The organism is Klebsiella sp. HMSC16A12, from assembly GCF_001808265.1.
Lineage (GTDB): Bacteria > Pseudomonadota > Gammaproteobacteria > Enterobacterales > Enterobacteriaceae > Klebsiella > Klebsiella pneumoniae.
Genome location: NZ_KV792633.1, coordinates 1 through 14,953 on the forward strand (window position 1 = coordinate 1; position 14,953 = coordinate 14,953).

The following is a 14,953-nucleotide window of genomic DNA, read 5'->3' on the forward strand; positions in this document are numbered from 1 at the left end:
GGAACGTCTCAGCGATGTTGAGGCCGCCAGCATCGGCTGTTTCAGCGGCCCCATGTCCGGCGGCGATTCACATATTGGGACTGGACCCCGTAGGCCGGGTAAGCGTAGCGCCACCCGGCAAAATAACCGCGCAACAGGGCTGCCTGGAAGGTAATCAATGCTTGCCCGCGGCGCTGCGCTTGCGCGGACCCGGGGGGGAGCCTACGGGAGGACCCCGTAGGCTGGGGAATGCACTAAGCCGCTATCCGGGAAGCTGGACTAGACCCGGGTTCCCCAGAGGTCGTATTCGTCGGCGTGCTCGACTTTCACCCGCACCACGTCGCCCGGCTTAACGCGGGTTTCGCCGTTCAGGTACACCGCGCCGTCGATTTCCGGAGCGTCGGCCATGCTGCGGCCAATGGCGCCTTCTTCATCAACTTCATCTACCAGCACCAGGATTTCGCGCCCCACTTTCTCCTGCAGACGCTCGGCAGAGATCTGCTGCTGCAGCTGCATAAAGCGGTTCCAGCGCTCTTCTTTCACCTCTTCCGGCACCTGGTCCGCCAGCTCGTTGGCGGTAGCGCCTTCAACCGGGCTGTACTTGAAGCAGCCGACGCGGTCGAGACGCGCCTCTTTCAGGAAGTCGAGCAGCATCTGGAAATCTTCTTCCGTTTCGCCCGGGAAGCCCACAATAAAAGTGGAGCGCAGGGTCAGATCCGGGCAAATTTCACGCCACTGCTTAATGCGCGCCAGCTGACGGTCCGCAGAACCTGGACGCTTCATCAGCTTCAGAATACGCGGGCTGGCGTGCTGCAGCGGAATATCGAGGTACGGCAGAATCTTGCCTTCCGCCATCAGCGGGATCACATCGTCAACGTGCGGGTACGGGTAGACATAGTGCAGGCGTACCCAGATGCCGAGCTTCGCCAGCTCTTCGCACAGACTGACCATGCTGGTCTTCACCGGCATACCGTTGTGGAAGCCGGTGCGGTGCTTGACGTCGACGCCGTAGGCGGAGGTGTCCTGCGAAATCACCAGCAGCTCTTTCACGCCGGCGTCAGCGAGGCGTTTGGCTTCGGCCAGCACTTCGCCAATCGGACGGCTCACCAGATCGCCACGCATGGACGGGATGATGCAGAAGGTGCAGCGATGGTTGCAGCCTTCAGAAATTTTTAAGTAGGCGTAGTGGCGCGGCGTCAGCTTAACCCCCTGTTCCGGCACCAGGCTCAGGAACGGGTTGTGCTTCGGCTTCGGCGTATAATGGTGGACATGCTCCAGCACCTGCTCATAGCTGTGCGGACCGGTGATCTCCAGCACCTTCGGATGCACTTCGCGGATCTGATCCTCTTTCGCGCCGAGACAGCCGGTGACGATTACCTTGCCGTTCTCTTTCAACGCTTCGCCGATCGCTTCCAGCGATTCCTGCACAGCGCTATCAATAAAGCCGCAGGTGTTAACGATCACCATATCGGCGTTGTCGTAGGTCGGTACGACGTCATAACCTTCGGTGCGCAGTTCGGTCAGGATACGCTCTGAGTCCACGAGGTTTTTCGGGCAGCCCAGGGAGACGAAGCCGATTTTCGGCTGATGCGTGACATTGCTCATAGCTTAAAAAGTGTTCAATTATTGGAATGGTCAGGGCAGGAATTCTACAGATCTTTGCGAAAAAGAGTATAGCTCCGTCGCGGTTAATGGTGAAAAAGCGCCCCCGACCTGTCTTTTACGCCCCCCACCGCCAGAGCGGATCCCACACGCCCCGGAGCAGAGGGGCGGGACACGCTTCTGACAAGCCGTGCGCACAGGCGGCTCAAGCCCGGCGTGGCTGCCGGGCAGAGACTTATTGCGCCGGGTTAATGGCTGCGGAGGGGGTGGCGCCGGTTTTTTTCGGCTCGCGCTTATCCTGCAGCGTGAAAATAGAGATCAGGGTAAAGAGCCCGGCGACGCTGCCGAGAATCAGATAGGTGTTGGCGAAGCCAATGGTATCGTACAGATAGCCTGCCAGCGGAGAGTAAATAGCGGTGGCGATCGAGGCGACGAACAGCACCAGCAAATAGACCGTCGAAGAGAGCTTGTGGTCGAAGTTGGCGGCGATGAATTTAAAGACCGATACCAGAATCAACGGCTTCTCCAGAGCATGCATCATTTTCACCGCACCAATCCACACCGGGCCGAGGGGCACGGCTGAGCCGACAATACGTACCGACATGATCAGCCCGGCGATGATCAGCGCCCATTTGGCGCCGGTCCGGTTAACAAACCATGGCATCAGGCAGAGGAACAGGGTTTCACCGCAGACCTGAATAGACGCGAGGATCCCGTACCAGCGGTTGCCTTCCTCCGGCGTCGGGAACTGTAGCGAGAAGTACTGGGCAAACTGCTGATCGTAGGTGTCGTAAATCTGCGTGACGAACAGGGTAAAGAGCAGCAGCATCCAGAACTGACCATTCTTCGCCAGCTCAAGGGCATGAGAGACCTTCAGCGATTCGCTTCGCGCCACATCGGCGTCGGTTAATTCAATTTTGGTTAGCATAAAGCAGATGGCGGCGATGACAATGGCGAGGCTGGCGAGCCAGAAGGCCAGATTAGGATTGCTGTCGATATATTTACCCACAATCCAGGCCGCCGCTGCCCAGCCTAACGAGCCCCACATCCGCACACGACCATATTCGAACTGATAGCGCCGGGAAATCTTATCGATATAAGAGTCGATTACTCCGCAGCCGGAGTTAAAGATGATCCCCAGATAGATCCCTCCCAGCAAGGCGCCAAACCAAAAGTTGTGCACCAGCAGCGGCGCGTAAACGTAGATAAAGAAGGGGCCCACCGGCAGGAGCAGGGCGACCAGCAGCCAGATAAGCCGTTTTTTCAGGCCGAACTTGTCAGAGATAAAGCCGAAGAAAGGCTGCATCAGCAGGGCGATAAAGGCGTTGACCGAGTAAAGCAGCCCGGTCTTCGTGGCGCTGATGCCAAGATGCTGGGTGGTCCAGATAACGAAGAAAGCCATGGTCGACGACCAGGCGAACAGGTAGAGAAAATCGAAAAGACTCAACAGAAAGTAGTTTCTTTTACCGGACGTCATGTTTCAGTTCCTTGCAAATGGGCAGAGAGAATGTCAGCGATCCGCGGGTCGCGTTCGCTGTTTTCCTGGGATGTTATACGTATTACATTAATTATTTGTTATGACATCCGAATTGACGATGGTGCAACAGATCATATGAGGTATTGTGATCATTGCTGCACTAATTTTGTCTCTTATTGCCATTTTCTGTTTATTAATTTCATCTTGAAATTAATTGTGATCGTATAACATTATTTTTGTTATACACCCTACAATGCGTTAAAGTTGCCACATTGTAAATGATGTTAAAGAACTGGGGATCATTGACCTGGCGCATCATTTTGCACAAAAAATAACCGTATTATGGAAAGGGTAAAGGACGACAGAGGAGGAACCGTGATGACCGTTGACAGACTATACCGTCACCTTCTGCAGAAGCTTATTAACGCCAATATCGATATTGACGCCTATCTGCAACTGCGAAAGGCCAAAGGCTACATGTCAGTCAGCGAAAATGACCATCTGCGTGATAACTTGTTTGAGCTTTGCCGTGAAATGCGTGCGCAGGCGCCGCGCCTGCAGAATGCCATTTCACCGGAGGAGAGGGATGTCCTTCGCCTGGCCGGCGAATCGGTCGCCGCCGCTGCACTATGCCTGATGAGCGGGCATCATGATTGTCCGCTATACATCGCTGTTAACGTAGAGAAGCTAGAACGCTGTCTGACAGGATTGACCTCAAATATTCATAAATTGAATAAATTGGCGCCAATCACTCATGCCTGATCGGCTGAAACCCAGGGGAAGTGAACGCTTCCCCTGTTAAAGGTTATGTAAAAATCCCCGCGCAAATTTCCCCGCTGGCTACCCTTTAGCCCAGAGCTGACGAAAGGAGAATGCCATGCGTCCGATCCCACTGCTGTTGATATTGAGCGCCTTAGCGCTACCAGCCCTGAGCCAGGCCGCGGTGCGGGTGGAGGTATTGCAAAACCGGCTGGCCCAGCCGTGGGGCATGGCCTTTCTGCCTGATGATCAGGGCATACTGATCACCCTGCGCGGCGGCGAGCTCAAGCGCTGGCAGCCGGGTAAAGGTCTGTCGGCGCCGATAGCCGGCGTGCCGCAGGTATGGGCCAACGGCCAGGGTGGCCTACTGGACGTGGCGCTGGCCCCGGATTTCGCCCAGTCGCGGCGGGTGTGGCTGAGCTATGCGGAAAGCGACGCCAGCGGTAAGGCGGGCACCGCGGTGGGCTATGGGCGGTTGAGCGAGGATGCCACGCAGCTGACGAACTTTACCGTGGTCTTTCGCCAGCAGCCGAAGCTCTCCGTCGGCAATCATTTTGGCGGCAGGCTGGTGTTCGACGGCAAAGGATATTTGTTTATCGGGCTGGGCGAAAATAATCAGCGCGCCACCGCCCAGGATCTCAGCAAGCTGCAGGGGAAAGTGGTCCGCCTGACGGAGACCGGAGGTGTACCGCCGGATAACCCTTTTGTCGACCGGGCTGACGCCAGGCCGGAGATCTGGGCTTACGGCATCCGTAATCCGCAGGGCATGGCGATGAATCCCTGGAGCGAGGCGCTGTGGCTGAACGAGCATGGCCCGCGTGGCGGAGATGAAATTAATATTCCGCAGGCGGGGAAAAATTACGGCTGGCCGCTGGCGACGCACGGTATTAACTACAGCGGCCTGCCCATTCCGGAAGCAAAAGGCAAAACGGTTCCGGGGACCGAACCTCCCCGGTATGTCTGGCCGGTCTCTCCCGGGGTGAGCGGGATGGCCTTTTATTCGGCGCCGACCTTTCCCCAGTGGCAGCATAAGCTGTTTATCGGCGCGCTGAAGGAGACATCGCTGATTGTCCTGGCGGTGGACGGTAATCAGGTCCGCGAGGAGGGGAGATTACTGGAGGCGCGCGGAAAACGCATCCGCGATGTTCGCGTGGGACCCGACGGCTATCTGTACATTTTAACCGACGAGTCTAACGGCGAGCTATTGCGGTTGAGTCCCGAGGCTTAGCCTCAGGTCACCGGGATCTGCACTACTTCGCGCCAGGCAGGACGTTGGCTAATCTGCTGATACCAGCGCTGCAGATGGGGCCGCGGTTGCCAGCTGTCGAGGATCGACAACAGATTGTAGACGAAGGGAGCGACGGCAATATCGCCAAGGCCGAAGTGCTCGCCGGAGAGCCACGGCATTTTGGCCAGTTCGTCATCCAGCATGGCGAACAGCGCTTCGCAGGCGCTGATCCCCGCGGCGATGGCCGCCGGGTCGCGCTGCTCCGGTGGCGTTCTCACCAGGCCCATTAATACCGGGCGATGGGCGGGTGAGAGGGTGCCGTTGGACCAATCCATCCACTTTTCCCCTTGCGCGCGCTGCGCCGGCGCGGCCAGCCACAGACGGTCAACGCCATACTGGGCCGCCAGGTAGCGAATAATCGTATTTGATTCCCACAATACCACCCCGGTGGCATCGTCCTTTAACAGCGGCACCAGCCCGTTCGGGTTCATCGCCAGATATTCCGGGTCATGATTGAGACCAAACTCCAGCCCGGCGAGGATCTGCTGATAAGGCAGATCCAGCTCCTCCAGCACCCAGCGTACTTTCTTCACGTTGGTCGAGTTATTACGTCCCCACAGTGTAATCATTTTCGCTCCTGAGTTTGTTTCACTGCCGTTGCAGCGCGATCGGCGATCATGTTGGGATAAAGTTAAAAATCCGGCAAGCTTTTTTATTTGGCTGTTATTAAAGGTTTTTATGCTTACTCCCTTCAGCCAGGGGCACTCCTGGGTCACAGGGCCCGGAAAGTGTTTTTACTATTTTACAGGAGTAATATCTATAGGGTGTTACGCTACGAAGGAAAGGGTGTGATCATGGTGTATATTATTGATAATTAAAGCTTTAAGTTAGGCATGCATCTATAAAAACGCTCCCTCTCCGTCTCGGTTAAAATCTCAATGTCGCCTGAGGGTATAATTTGATGCTGATTATTGCATCGCAATCATCTGAGGAACACAGGTTAATATTAATAAATAGAAAGTCAGTGAAAGAATTATTTTTTTACAGGGATGAACTGTTGTTTTTATCGATCGGATATACATCTTTCTCATCCCACCCAGAAAAAATAGACCATGAGAGGCGCCAACTGGCTGGAAGATATTCTGAAAAATAGCAAAAAAAACCCAGTGACTGGCACTGGGGAGTAAATTTACTCAGGGTTGCATGCTGTTCTCAAGATAATATTCGAGTCTCGAAGTATGGGTTAACCAAAGGTAACCATCAACTTCCATACAGACTACATGGGAAATATACTGTATTAAATAACCAGGAATCCACCCTTACTTTTGTGCTATTTATCTTACCCGGGTAATCACGGCGGGGGTAAGTGGTATATAATGCAATAATCAGTATTTGAATCTATAGCGTTAAACGAGCAGAGCCTGGTAGAGGACTTTACTTTCCCCGGAAGGATTTGAAAAAGGCGGTTAAAATGAATGACTGATAAGGATGGCCAGCATACTATCGCGGTGCTATCAAAACATCCCTGCAAAACGAAATAGGGATAAAAGAAGCACTGGCGAACTGCAGTCTGGAAGAGCGAGTCGTAGAGCTCGATATGGCATCGGACGAGAAGGGTAGGAGATTACCCGGGAAGAGATGTTAACCTTTTCATCAAACCGGCGTGATTAATAACGGGCAACAGAATCAGAACGGCCCGGGGTTTTGAGAGCAATACTTCTGTAAAGGCCACGGCTGTGGATGCGCTGTTATGAATGTATTTGTAAAATTTATCACCATCCAGAGTCGCCTTGAAAAAAAAGCCCAGCGACAGGCTGGGGTGTAATTACACGCATAAAGGGATATGCCATTTTCAACACAATATGCGAATCTTAATTTATGGAATAACTGCGGGTGAGCTACCCGCTTCCATAAAGATTGCAGGGGAAACTATACTGTATTTAATGACCAGGAATCCATCCTTATCGATGTGCTATTTTTCTTACTTGTGTAATACGGAAAGGGAAAATAGCCCGATAAACTATCTTTTACCGATATGCCGACTAAAACAGGAAAGCCGTCTGCCTGCTTATCCAGTGGGCGAATAATTCATATCATTAGCGGGAGGCTCTCCCTTCCTGACCTCAATCCCTGATGGTGGCGTATAGAGGGGATAGCTGATTGATATCCTTTATCAAGGATATTGCGCCTCCATCGGCGGAATGCTGTGGCAATCGAAGCCCTGCTGAACATGGCGATCAGGCAGACCCGATGGAGAGAAAAGTGCGGGCGTTGTTGCTAATTTCCTGAGACGGGCGTAATGACCGTCTCAAGCATAGCCCGGGAGTTCTCAACTGCATTTCAGGCGTAAATAGGGCCTACAGAACCTTCAGGTTTATATTTAAGCGTCTGAGACTTCTACAGCAGCAAGTCAGATGTGGTTATTGTGAGTTCGGAAGTTGAACTGGGCCTCATGGAATGCAACCGGGCCGACATTTTGAGTTTTGTGAAGGGTATCAGCAGTAACAACCATCCCCGGTTCTCAGGTGAGGGGGGTAGGGGCGAGGCGACTGGATATCACTGGCCAGGCTTTCGCTTACCCCACACGCTCCCGCCATAATGTGAATCTATAACCAGGCAAACCACAATGAAAGACACGCTTGCGACCTCTCTTTAGTAGCATTTTTCCCGAAGGCAAGTGAGCTATGTCATTGAAATTTCGGTGACTAATTGGTTTTGAAAGGCGATTTTTTTCTTGCCATAATAAAGTTAACATTAAGGCGATTACGATCAAAAAAATTGTTCTGATTAAAGCACAGCGGCATGTTATTGCGTAAACTTTAAAAACTTTACCAACTCGCTGTTTCTTTAAGGTCATTTGTACGCTTTACTCACCGGTTGCTGCGGCGCGGTCAGAGTGGCGCGGCATATTTTGTTTGGAAAGGATACTTGGGTGGCTCTTATGATGCATGACGCTTTTTCCCTTCGCGGCCTCGCGGCAGGTTGCGCGCTGTTATTTCTTGTCGCACCTGCGGTGCAGGCTGCGGAACAACTCCCCGACGCCCCTTCAATTGACGCTCGCGCCTGGATCCTGATGGACTATGCCAGCGGGAAGGTGCTCAGCGAAGGCAATGCCGATGAAAAACTCGACCCGGCCAGTCTGACGAAGATCATGACCAGCTACGTGGTAGGGCAGGCAATAAAAGCGGGAAAAATCAAACTGACCGATATGGTGACCGTTGGGCGCGATGCCTGGGCGACCGGCAACCCGGCGCTGCGCGGCTCATCGGTGATGTTCCTCAAGCCTGGCATGCAGGTTTCCGTAGAAGATCTGAACAAAGGGGTCATCATTCAGTCCGGTAACGACGCCAGCATTGCGATTGCTGACTACGTAGCGGGCAGCCAGGACGCTTTCGTTAGCCTGATGAACGGCTACGCCAAAAAAATGGGGCTGACCAACACCACCTTTATGACCGTCCACGGCCTTGACGCGCCGGGGCAGTTCAGCACCGCCCGCGATATGGCGCTGCTGACCAAAGCGATGATCCACGACGTACCGGAAGAGTACGCGGTACATAAAGAGAAAGAGTTCACTTTCAATAAAATTCGCCAGCCGAACCGCAACCGCCTGCTGTGGAGCAGCAACCTCAACGCCGATGGCGTGAAAACCGGGACCACCGCCGGGGCCGGCTATAACCTCGTCTCCTCGGCCACTCAGGGTGATATGCGTTTGATTGCCGTGGTGCTGGGGACCAAAACCGACCGCATTCGCTTTAACGAGTCAGAAAAACTGCTGACCTGGGGCTTCCGCTTCTTTGAAACCGTGACGCCGATTAAACCAGATGCCACCTTCGTTACCCAGCGCGTGTGGTTTGGCGATAGCAATGAAGCGAAACTGGGGGCTGGCGAGGCGGGCTCTATCACTTTGCCGAAGGGCCAGCTGAAAAACCTGAAAGCCAGCTATACCTTAAATCAGCCGCAGCTTACCGCGCCGCTGGAGAAGGGACAGGTGGTCGGGACTATCGACTTTAAGCTAAATGATAAAACCATTGAACAGCGTCCGCTGATTGTCATGGAGTCGGTAAAAGAGGGCGGCTTCTTCAGCCGGATGATCGACTTCGTGCTGATGAAACTGCACGGCTGGTTCGGCAGCTGGTTCTCCTGATGCCTGCCCGCGCCCTGCGGGGCGCGGGCAGCGACGCTTCAATACAGTAGGGAAATCTGCTGCGCCTTCGCCAGCGCGACCAGCTCATCATCCGGGCAGATATCGCTGGCGATCACGTCAAATTTCGCTAACGCCCCCATGCGCGCCGGACGCACTTTGCCAAACTTGCTGTGGTCGACCACCAGCACGTGGTAGCGCGCGTGACGCATCGCCCAGTGCTTAACCGGCAGCTCTTCCAGGTTATAGCAGGTCGCCCCCTGCTCGCAGTCGATCCCCGCCGCCGAGTAAAAGGCGATATCAGGGCTCAGATGGCTGAGGGTATCCTCAAGGCTCAGCGGCATAAAAATCGCGTTGCTGGCATGAAACTCCCCACCGCACAGGACCGCGCGGCACTGGGGTTTTTCCTGCAGGGCCAGAAAGGTGTTCAGGGAGTAGCAGACGCCGGTGAAGGGCAGGGCATCGTCAATGGCGTCAATAATCCACGGCGTGGTGGTCCCGCAGTCGAAGAAGGCCATCTGATGGGCCTCTAGCAGCGCGGCCGCATGGCGAGCGGCACGGCGTTTTTCCTCGACCAGCCGGGTTTTTTGATCGCTGAGCAGGTAATGGGTGGCGCTGCGCGGCTCCAGCACAATGTATCCGCCGAGCAGCACAACCGGGCCGCTGTGGCCATTGAGGTCGCGACGAATGGTCATTTCCGACACCCCAAGCAGGGAAGCGGCTTCTTTCAGATGCAGCTTATCGCTGCGTTTAAGTGCCTGAATGAGCTGACTGATACGTTCGTCACGGCGAGTTTCCATATTCCCTCTGCGCTAAAATCGCCCTGCGGGGGCAGGGCGTTAGCGGGATTTTACCTGTCGCTTGCGGGTTAGTCACGCGGTGGCCGCAGCGACGGCGGCGTTTAGCCGCGCACCCAACCTTTGCGGATTGGCAAGGAGAAGCAGAGACGATACAGCCGCTGCAGCTGATGGTATAGCGCCGGGCCGAACGTGTGCCAGATCAGCGCCGCGCCAAGGCAGCCGCACATCCCGGCCAGCAGCCCGCCGACCATATCCAGCGGCCAGTGCACGCCGAGATAGACACGGGACCAGGCGATGGCGGCGGCAATCGCCATCAGCAGGGCGCCGGACCACAGGCGATGCCAGAACAGGAAGGCCAGGGCAAAGGTAAAGCTGACGGTGCCATGGTCGCTGGGGAAGGAGTCGTCCGCCGCGTGGTGCAGGAAGTTATAGCCTACGCCGGCGACAAACGGCCGATCGTGCGGATAAAGATGGCCGATCGCCCACGACACGGTCAGGCTGATCGTCAGCGCCAGCATCAGCTTAAACACCATCTGCCGCTGGGCAGGCCCCCACAGCCACAATGTCACCACCAGCAGAGGCACGATCAGAATCAGATCTTTAGCGATGAAGATCGCCATCTCAATGGCCCACTGCGGCGAGGCAGGCGTCGCGTTGAGCAGGGCGAACAGCGCATAGTTAATATTTTCCAGCATAGACTTCCAGGCTCGTTGGTCCGATAGCAATTAAGCCGCCTGCCCTAAATAAAAGCGGTGCGGAGTTAAAGGCGGCATTGTCTTAAAGATCAGGTTGTTATGAAATCCACTACCATAAAGTCTACGGCTAACAGCCTGAAAAACGTCAGTATATCGTTTGTCACATTGCTGAAACATAAACGGAATATATACACAGGCTGAATAACAGGGGAGAGGCAGGACGATGGCGCACGGCTCGTAATATTGTGCGGTGTCACCCACAATTCACTATCTCCGCGCCGGGAGTTTCATTACACTTTGCGCGATTTTTGATAGATAAGAGATTTCATGCAAAATTATTCGCTTTCAGGCCGCCGCCTCGGAAGGCAGGCGCTGTTGTTCCCGTTATGTCTGGTGCTGTACGAGTTTTCCACTTATATCGGCAACGATATGATTCAGCCGGGCATGTTAGCCGTGGTGCAGGAATTTCAGGTGGGTAACGAATGGGTACCTACCTCAATGACTGCCTATCTGGCAGGCGGCATGTTTTTACAGTGGTTGCTGGGGCCGCTGTCGGATCGTATTGGCCGCCGTCCGGTGATGTTGACCGGCGTAGTATGGTTCATCGTCACCTGCCTGGCGACGCTGCTGGCGCAGACCATTGAGCAGTTTACCCTGCTGCGCTTCCTGCAGGGGATCAGCCTGTGCTTTATTGGCGCGGTGGGCTATGCGGCGATACAGGAGTCCTTTGAGGAGGCGGTGTGTATCAAAATCACCGCCCTGATGGCTAACGTGGCGCTGATTGCCCCGCTGCTGGGGCCGCTGGTGGGCGCCGCCTGGGTGCATGTCCTGCCGTGGGAGATGATGTTTGTCCTGTTCGCCGTGCTGGCGGCCATCTCGTTCTTCGGCCTGCAGCGGGCGATGCCGGAGACCGCGACGCGGCTGGGCGAAAAGCTGTCGGTGAAAGAGCTGGGCCGCGACTATCGGCTGGTGCTGAAGAACCTGCGCTTCGTCGCCGGCGCGCTGGCCACCGGCTTTGTCAGCCTGCCGCTGCTGGCGTGGATTGCCCAGTCGCCGGTGATTATTATCAGCGGCGAACAGGCCACCAGCTATGAGTACGGCATGCTGCAGGTGCCGATTTTCGGGGCGCTGATTGCCGGCAACCTGGTGCTGGCGCGCCTGACTGCGCGCCGGACCGTGCGCTCGCTGATTATCATGGGCGGTTGGCCGATCATGTTTGGCCTGATCCTCTCTGCGGCGGCGACCGTGGTCTCTTCCCACGCTTATCTGTGGATGACGGCCGGTCTGAGCTTCTACGCCTTCGGGATTGGCCTCGCGAACGCCGGCCTGGTGCGTTTAACCCTGTTCGCCAGCGAGATGAGTAAAGGCACGGTCTCGGCGGCGATGGGAATGCTGCAGATGCTGATCTTCACCGTCGGCATCGAGCTCAGCAAACATGCTTACGAGCTGGGCGGCAACGGGCTGTTCAGCCTGTTTAACCTGCTGGGTGGGGTACTATGGCTGGGGCTGATGATTTACTTTCTGAAAGATAAAAGCGTCGGCAATTCGCAGCAGGGGTAGTTGTTTTCAACCCGGATGCGCTCGCATCCGGGTCTTATCAGGCGAACGGCGCTTCGCGATCCAACACCTTATCAATAATCTGCAGGACACCTTCTTCGTTGTTATGCGGCGCCTGATAGCGGGCGACGGCTTTGACGTCTTCCCGGGCGTTGGCCATGGCAAAGCCAAACCCGGCGTGCTGCAGCATTTCGATATCGTTGCCGCTGTCGCCGAACGCCACCACCTCGTGATCCTCAATGCCCCAGCGCTGCTGCAAAATGCGCAGCCCGTTGGCTTTGTGCACACCCGGGATAATTAAGTCGATGCTGCCGTAGCCGGTGGCCACCGCGGTGACCATGTCCCCCAGCGTCGCGTGCAGCTTCGGCTGAATTTCCGGGATCAGGCTGTCTGGCACGTTGAGACCAAATTTGAGGATGGTGTCATCGAGATGGTTAAAATCATCCACCAGTTCTAGGCGGTGATAATACTTCGCCGCCACCGTCTTCAGCGCGTCGTTGTAGCGATTGAGGGTGTAGGCGCTGCGCTTCCCGCAGGCGATGATTTCGATATTCGGCAACGTCTGCAGATGGTCGACCACGGCGTTGAAGTGGTGAACCGGCAGTTGGCAGTTGAAGACGTCTTCATTGCCGCTCACCACCCAGCCGCCGTTTTCCGCCACGAAGGCGATCTGATGGGCGATCTCCGGGAAAAAGGAGATCAGCTGATAATATTGGTTGCCGCTGGCGACCACGAAGCGAATATTCTGTTCGCGCATTCGCTGGTACTGGGCGAGGAAGCGCGGCCGGTTATAAGTTTTGGCATCGCTTAAAAAGGTGCCGTCCATATCCACCGCAATCAGTTTGATGCTCATTAGCTGTTCTCCATAACGGGTTCAGATTGTGGCTTAGCCACCGCGCGGGCGACCAGCGCCGCCACCATCACCAGACCCAGCACCACCATCATGGCGCTGCGCAGGCCGAAGTGTTCGCCGAGGAAACCCAGCAGCGGCGGCCCGACGAGGAAAGCGAGATAGCCGGTGATCGCCACCACGCTGACGCGCTTGGGCGCGTCCGGCCCGGTATCGCTGGCGGCGGAGATGGTCAGCGGGAAGCCGAGCGAGGCGCCAATGCCCCACAGCAGCACCGAGATGCCCGCCACCCAGGGGTTATCGACGAAGATGATCAGGCCTATGCCGAGGGCGCCCATCACTGCGCTGCCGCGGACCACCGCCACCCGGCTGTAGCGATCGATAAACCAGCCGCCGGTAAAGCGGCCCAGCGTCATGCCGAGGGTGAAACCGGCATAAATCAGGGAGCCGGAGGTGGGGCTAAAGCCGTGGCCATCCACCATCAGCAGCGGCAGCCAGTCGTTGGCCGAGCCTTCGGCAAAGGCCATCGCCAGGACAATGACGCCGATCAGCAGCAGCTGCGCGTCGCGCCACACCGGCAGACCTTTCGCCTCACCGTGGGCGACTTCGGCGGCATTTTTACCGGTGCCGTCGGGAATGGCGCGGATAGCAATGGCGATGGGCAGGATAGCCACCAGCGCAGCCGCCAGGATGTGCGGGGCGGCCGGCAGACCGAATCCGGTCACTGCCATGCCCACCCCGGCGCCGAACAGGGTGCCAAAGCTGTAGAAGCCATGCATCATCGGCAGCACCGTTTTATTCATCTCCCGCTCGATCGCCGCGCCTTCGACGTTAATAGCGACCTCTGCGGAGCCGAAGCTGGCGCCGAAGATAGCCAGACCGAAGGCGAACAGCGGTGCGGAAGTGACCCACAGCGCCAGGCTGAGCACCAGCATGCCAAGCACGGCGAAGGACATGGTGGTGCGGATGACCTTGCGGGTACCAAAGCGCTTCACCAGCCACGCCGAGCAGAGAATACCGCTCATCGACCCCACCGACAGACCAAACAGCACCACGCCCATCTCTGCGGTGGATAGCGCCAACAGATCGCGGATCGCCGGCGTGCGGGTGGCCCAGGAGGCCATTAACAAGCCGGGGATGAAAAAGAACATAAACAGCGCCCATAGCCGAAGCTGCAGCGCTCTGCGCGAGGATTGCGTCGTCATCCGTAAACGCCTTAAAGGAGAAGAGTGAAGACAACAGTAGCAAGTATGTGTACATTTGTACATAAACCGGAAGAGGAAAATCATGGCCCGTAGACCAAACGATCCGCAGCGCCGCGAGCGCATCCTGCAGGCGACGCTGGATACCATCGCGGCGCATGGCGTCCATGCGGTAACGCACCGTAAAATCGCCACCTGCGCGAATGTGCCGCTGGGGTCACTGACCTACTATTTTAGCGGCATTGAGGCGTTAATTGAGGAGGCGTTCAGCCTGTTTACTGCCGAGATGTCGGCGCACTACCAGCAAGGCTTCGTCGGGGTAACGAATCAGGAGCAAGCCTGTGATGCCATTGCTGAGCTGATTTTCAGCGCCCAGGTGACCACGGCGCGTAATATGAAGCTGATGTACCAGCTGTACGCGTTCTGCAGCAGTCAGCCGGCGCTGAAGGCGGTGATGCAGAACTGGATGCGGCGCAGCCAGCAGACGCTGGAGCAGTGGTTCGCCCCCGATACCGCCCGCGGTCTCGACGCCTTTATTGAAGGGATGACCTTGCACTTTGTCACCGACCGCGCGCCGCTGTCGAAGGCGGCAATCCGCATGATGGTCGGGCAGCTGGCGGGGGAGAGGGCGCAGGAAGAGGGGCGCTGAAGCGGCGTTTCACC

13 protein-coding genes are annotated in these 14,953 nt (G+C 56.2%); 6 read left to right on the plus strand and 7 right to left on the minus strand.

The window, feature by feature from the left end; translation table 11 throughout:
• Positions 1–258: 258 nt before the first annotated feature.
• On the minus strand, positions 259–1,584 hold the full coding sequence (rimO, locus tag HMPREF3140_RS18815) for a 30S ribosomal protein S12 methylthiotransferase RimO (protein ID WP_004141985.1): 1,326 nt from the start codon (positions 1,582–1,584) through the stop codon (positions 259–261).
• 232 nt (positions 1,585–1,816) lie between these two features.
• Complete coding sequence (locus HMPREF3140_RS18820; RefSeq protein WP_032411106.1) at positions 1,817–3,058, minus strand: oligosaccharide MFS transporter; 1,242 nt, start codon at positions 3,056–3,058, stop codon at positions 1,817–1,819.
• A gap of 378 nt (positions 3,059–3,436) precedes the next feature.
• Here HMPREF3140_RS18820 and bssR point away from each other — a divergent pair, with 378 nt between their 5' ends.
• Positions 3,437–3,820: a biofilm formation regulator BssR gene (gene bssR, locus HMPREF3140_RS18825; protein WP_004151712.1), complete on the plus strand. Its 384-nt coding sequence runs from the start codon at positions 3,437–3,439 to the stop codon at positions 3,818–3,820.
• 115 nt (positions 3,821–3,935) lie between these two features.
• Positions 3,936–5,045: a PQQ-dependent sugar dehydrogenase gene (locus HMPREF3140_RS18830; RefSeq protein ID WP_023283505.1), complete on the plus strand. Its 1,110-nt coding sequence runs from the start codon at positions 3,936–3,938 to the stop codon at positions 5,043–5,045.
• A gap of 2 nt (positions 5,046–5,047) precedes the next feature.
• Here HMPREF3140_RS18830 and HMPREF3140_RS18835 read toward each other — a convergent pair whose 3' ends face one another.
• A complete protein-coding gene (locus tag HMPREF3140_RS18835; protein ID WP_004179129.1) occupies positions 5,048–5,674 on the minus strand; it encodes a glutathione S-transferase family protein in 627 nt (208 codons plus the stop codon).
• A 1,531-nt stretch (positions 5,675–7,205) separates the two neighbouring features.
• Here HMPREF3140_RS18835 and HMPREF3140_RS28895 point away from each other — a divergent pair.
• Both HMPREF3140_RS28895 and dacC read left to right on the plus strand, forming a co-directional pair.
• Entirely contained in the window at positions 7,206–7,334 is a 129-nt protein-coding gene (locus tag HMPREF3140_RS28895; RefSeq protein ID WP_009485542.1) for a hypothetical protein, read from the plus strand.
• Between the two features lie 652 nt (positions 7,335–7,986).
• Entirely contained in the window at positions 7,987–9,189 is a 1,203-nt protein-coding gene (gene dacC / locus HMPREF3140_RS18845) for a serine-type D-Ala-D-Ala carboxypeptidase (protein ID WP_004191175.1), read from the plus strand.
• 38 nt (positions 9,190–9,227) lie between these two features.
• Here dacC and deoR read toward each other — a convergent pair whose 3' ends face one another.
• Both deoR and ybjG read right to left on the minus strand, forming a co-directional pair.
• On the minus strand, positions 9,228–9,986 hold the full coding sequence (gene deoR / locus HMPREF3140_RS18850) for a DNA-binding transcriptional repressor DeoR (protein WP_004151717.1): 759 nt from the start codon (positions 9,984–9,986) through the stop codon (positions 9,228–9,230).
• 101 nt (positions 9,987–10,087) lie between these two features.
• Positions 10,088–10,681: an undecaprenyl-diphosphate phosphatase gene (ybjG, locus tag HMPREF3140_RS18855; RefSeq protein ID WP_004141974.1), complete on the minus strand. Its 594-nt coding sequence runs from the start codon at positions 10,679–10,681 to the stop codon at positions 10,088–10,090.
• Positions 10,682–11,008: 327 nt separating this feature from the next.
• On the opposite strand from ybjG, the gene kdeA reads away from it, so the two are divergent.
• Complete coding sequence (gene kdeA / locus HMPREF3140_RS18860) at positions 11,009–12,241, plus strand: multidrug efflux MFS transporter KdeA (protein ID WP_004151718.1); 1,233 nt, start codon at positions 11,009–11,011, stop codon at positions 12,239–12,241.
• Between the two features lie 37 nt (positions 12,242–12,278).
• On the opposite strand, the gene HMPREF3140_RS18865 is transcribed toward kdeA, so the two are convergent.
• Positions 12,279–13,091, minus strand: coding sequence for a Cof-type HAD-IIB family hydrolase (locus tag HMPREF3140_RS18865; RefSeq protein ID WP_004179130.1), 813 nt, complete (start codon positions 13,089–13,091; stop codon positions 12,279–12,281).
• The gene (locus HMPREF3140_RS18870) at positions 13,091–14,293 is read right to left on the minus strand and encodes an MFS transporter (RefSeq protein ID WP_004151719.1); all 1,203 of its coding nucleotides are present in this window, start codon (positions 14,291–14,293) and stop codon (positions 13,091–13,093) included. Before HMPREF3140_RS18870 ends, HMPREF3140_RS18865 begins: the two co-directional genes overlap by 1 nt.
• A gap of 82 nt (positions 14,294–14,375) precedes the next feature.
• Between HMPREF3140_RS18870 and HMPREF3140_RS18875 the strand changes: the two genes are divergently transcribed.
• On the plus strand, positions 14,376–14,939 hold the full coding sequence (locus tag HMPREF3140_RS18875) for a TetR/AcrR family transcriptional regulator (protein WP_032411110.1): 564 nt from the start codon (positions 14,376–14,378) through the stop codon (positions 14,937–14,939).
• Positions 14,940–14,953 lie beyond the last annotated feature (14 nt).

What these genes read in the sequence shown, in the direction of transcription:
- HMPREF3140_RS18830 (WP_023283505.1), top strand. Translation starts at nt 3,936, where the DNA reads ATGCGTCCGATCCCACTGCTGTTGATATTGAGCGCCTTAGCGCTACCA.
- rimO (WP_004141985.1), bottom strand. Translation starts at nt 1,584, where the DNA reads ATGAGCAATGTCACGCATCAGCCGAAAATCGGCTTCGTCTCCCTGGGC.
- HMPREF3140_RS18865 (WP_004179130.1), bottom strand. Translation starts at nt 13,091, where the DNA reads ATGAGCATCAAACTGATTGCGGTGGATATGGACGGCACCTTTTTAAGC.
- dacC (WP_004191175.1), top strand. Translation starts at nt 7,987, where the DNA reads ATGATGCATGACGCTTTTTCCCTTCGCGGCCTCGCGGCAGGTTGCGCG.
- kdeA (WP_004151718.1), top strand. Translation starts at nt 11,009, where the DNA reads ATGCAAAATTATTCGCTTTCAGGCCGCCGCCTCGGAAGGCAGGCGCTG.
- HMPREF3140_RS18835 (WP_004179129.1), bottom strand. Translation starts at nt 5,674, where the DNA reads ATGATTACACTGTGGGGACGTAATAACTCGACCAACGTGAAGAAAGTA.
- ybjG (WP_004141974.1), bottom strand. Translation starts at nt 10,681, where the DNA reads ATGCTGGAAAATATTAACTATGCGCTGTTCGCCCTGCTCAACGCGACG.
- bssR (WP_004151712.1), top strand. Translation starts at nt 3,437, where the DNA reads ATGACCGTTGACAGACTATACCGTCACCTTCTGCAGAAGCTTATTAAC.
- HMPREF3140_RS18870 (WP_004151719.1), bottom strand. Translation starts at nt 14,293, where the DNA reads ATGACGACGCAATCCTCGCGCAGAGCGCTGCAGCTTCGGCTATGGGCG.
- HMPREF3140_RS18820 (WP_032411106.1), bottom strand. Translation starts at nt 3,058, where the DNA reads ATGACGTCCGGTAAAAGAAACTACTTTCTGTTGAGTCTTTTCGATTTT.
- deoR (WP_004151717.1), bottom strand. Translation starts at nt 9,986, where the DNA reads ATGGAAACTCGCCGTGACGAACGTATCAGTCAGCTCATTCAGGCACTT.
- HMPREF3140_RS18875 (WP_032411110.1), top strand. Translation starts at nt 14,376, where the DNA reads ATGGCCCGTAGACCAAACGATCCGCAGCGCCGCGAGCGCATCCTGCAG.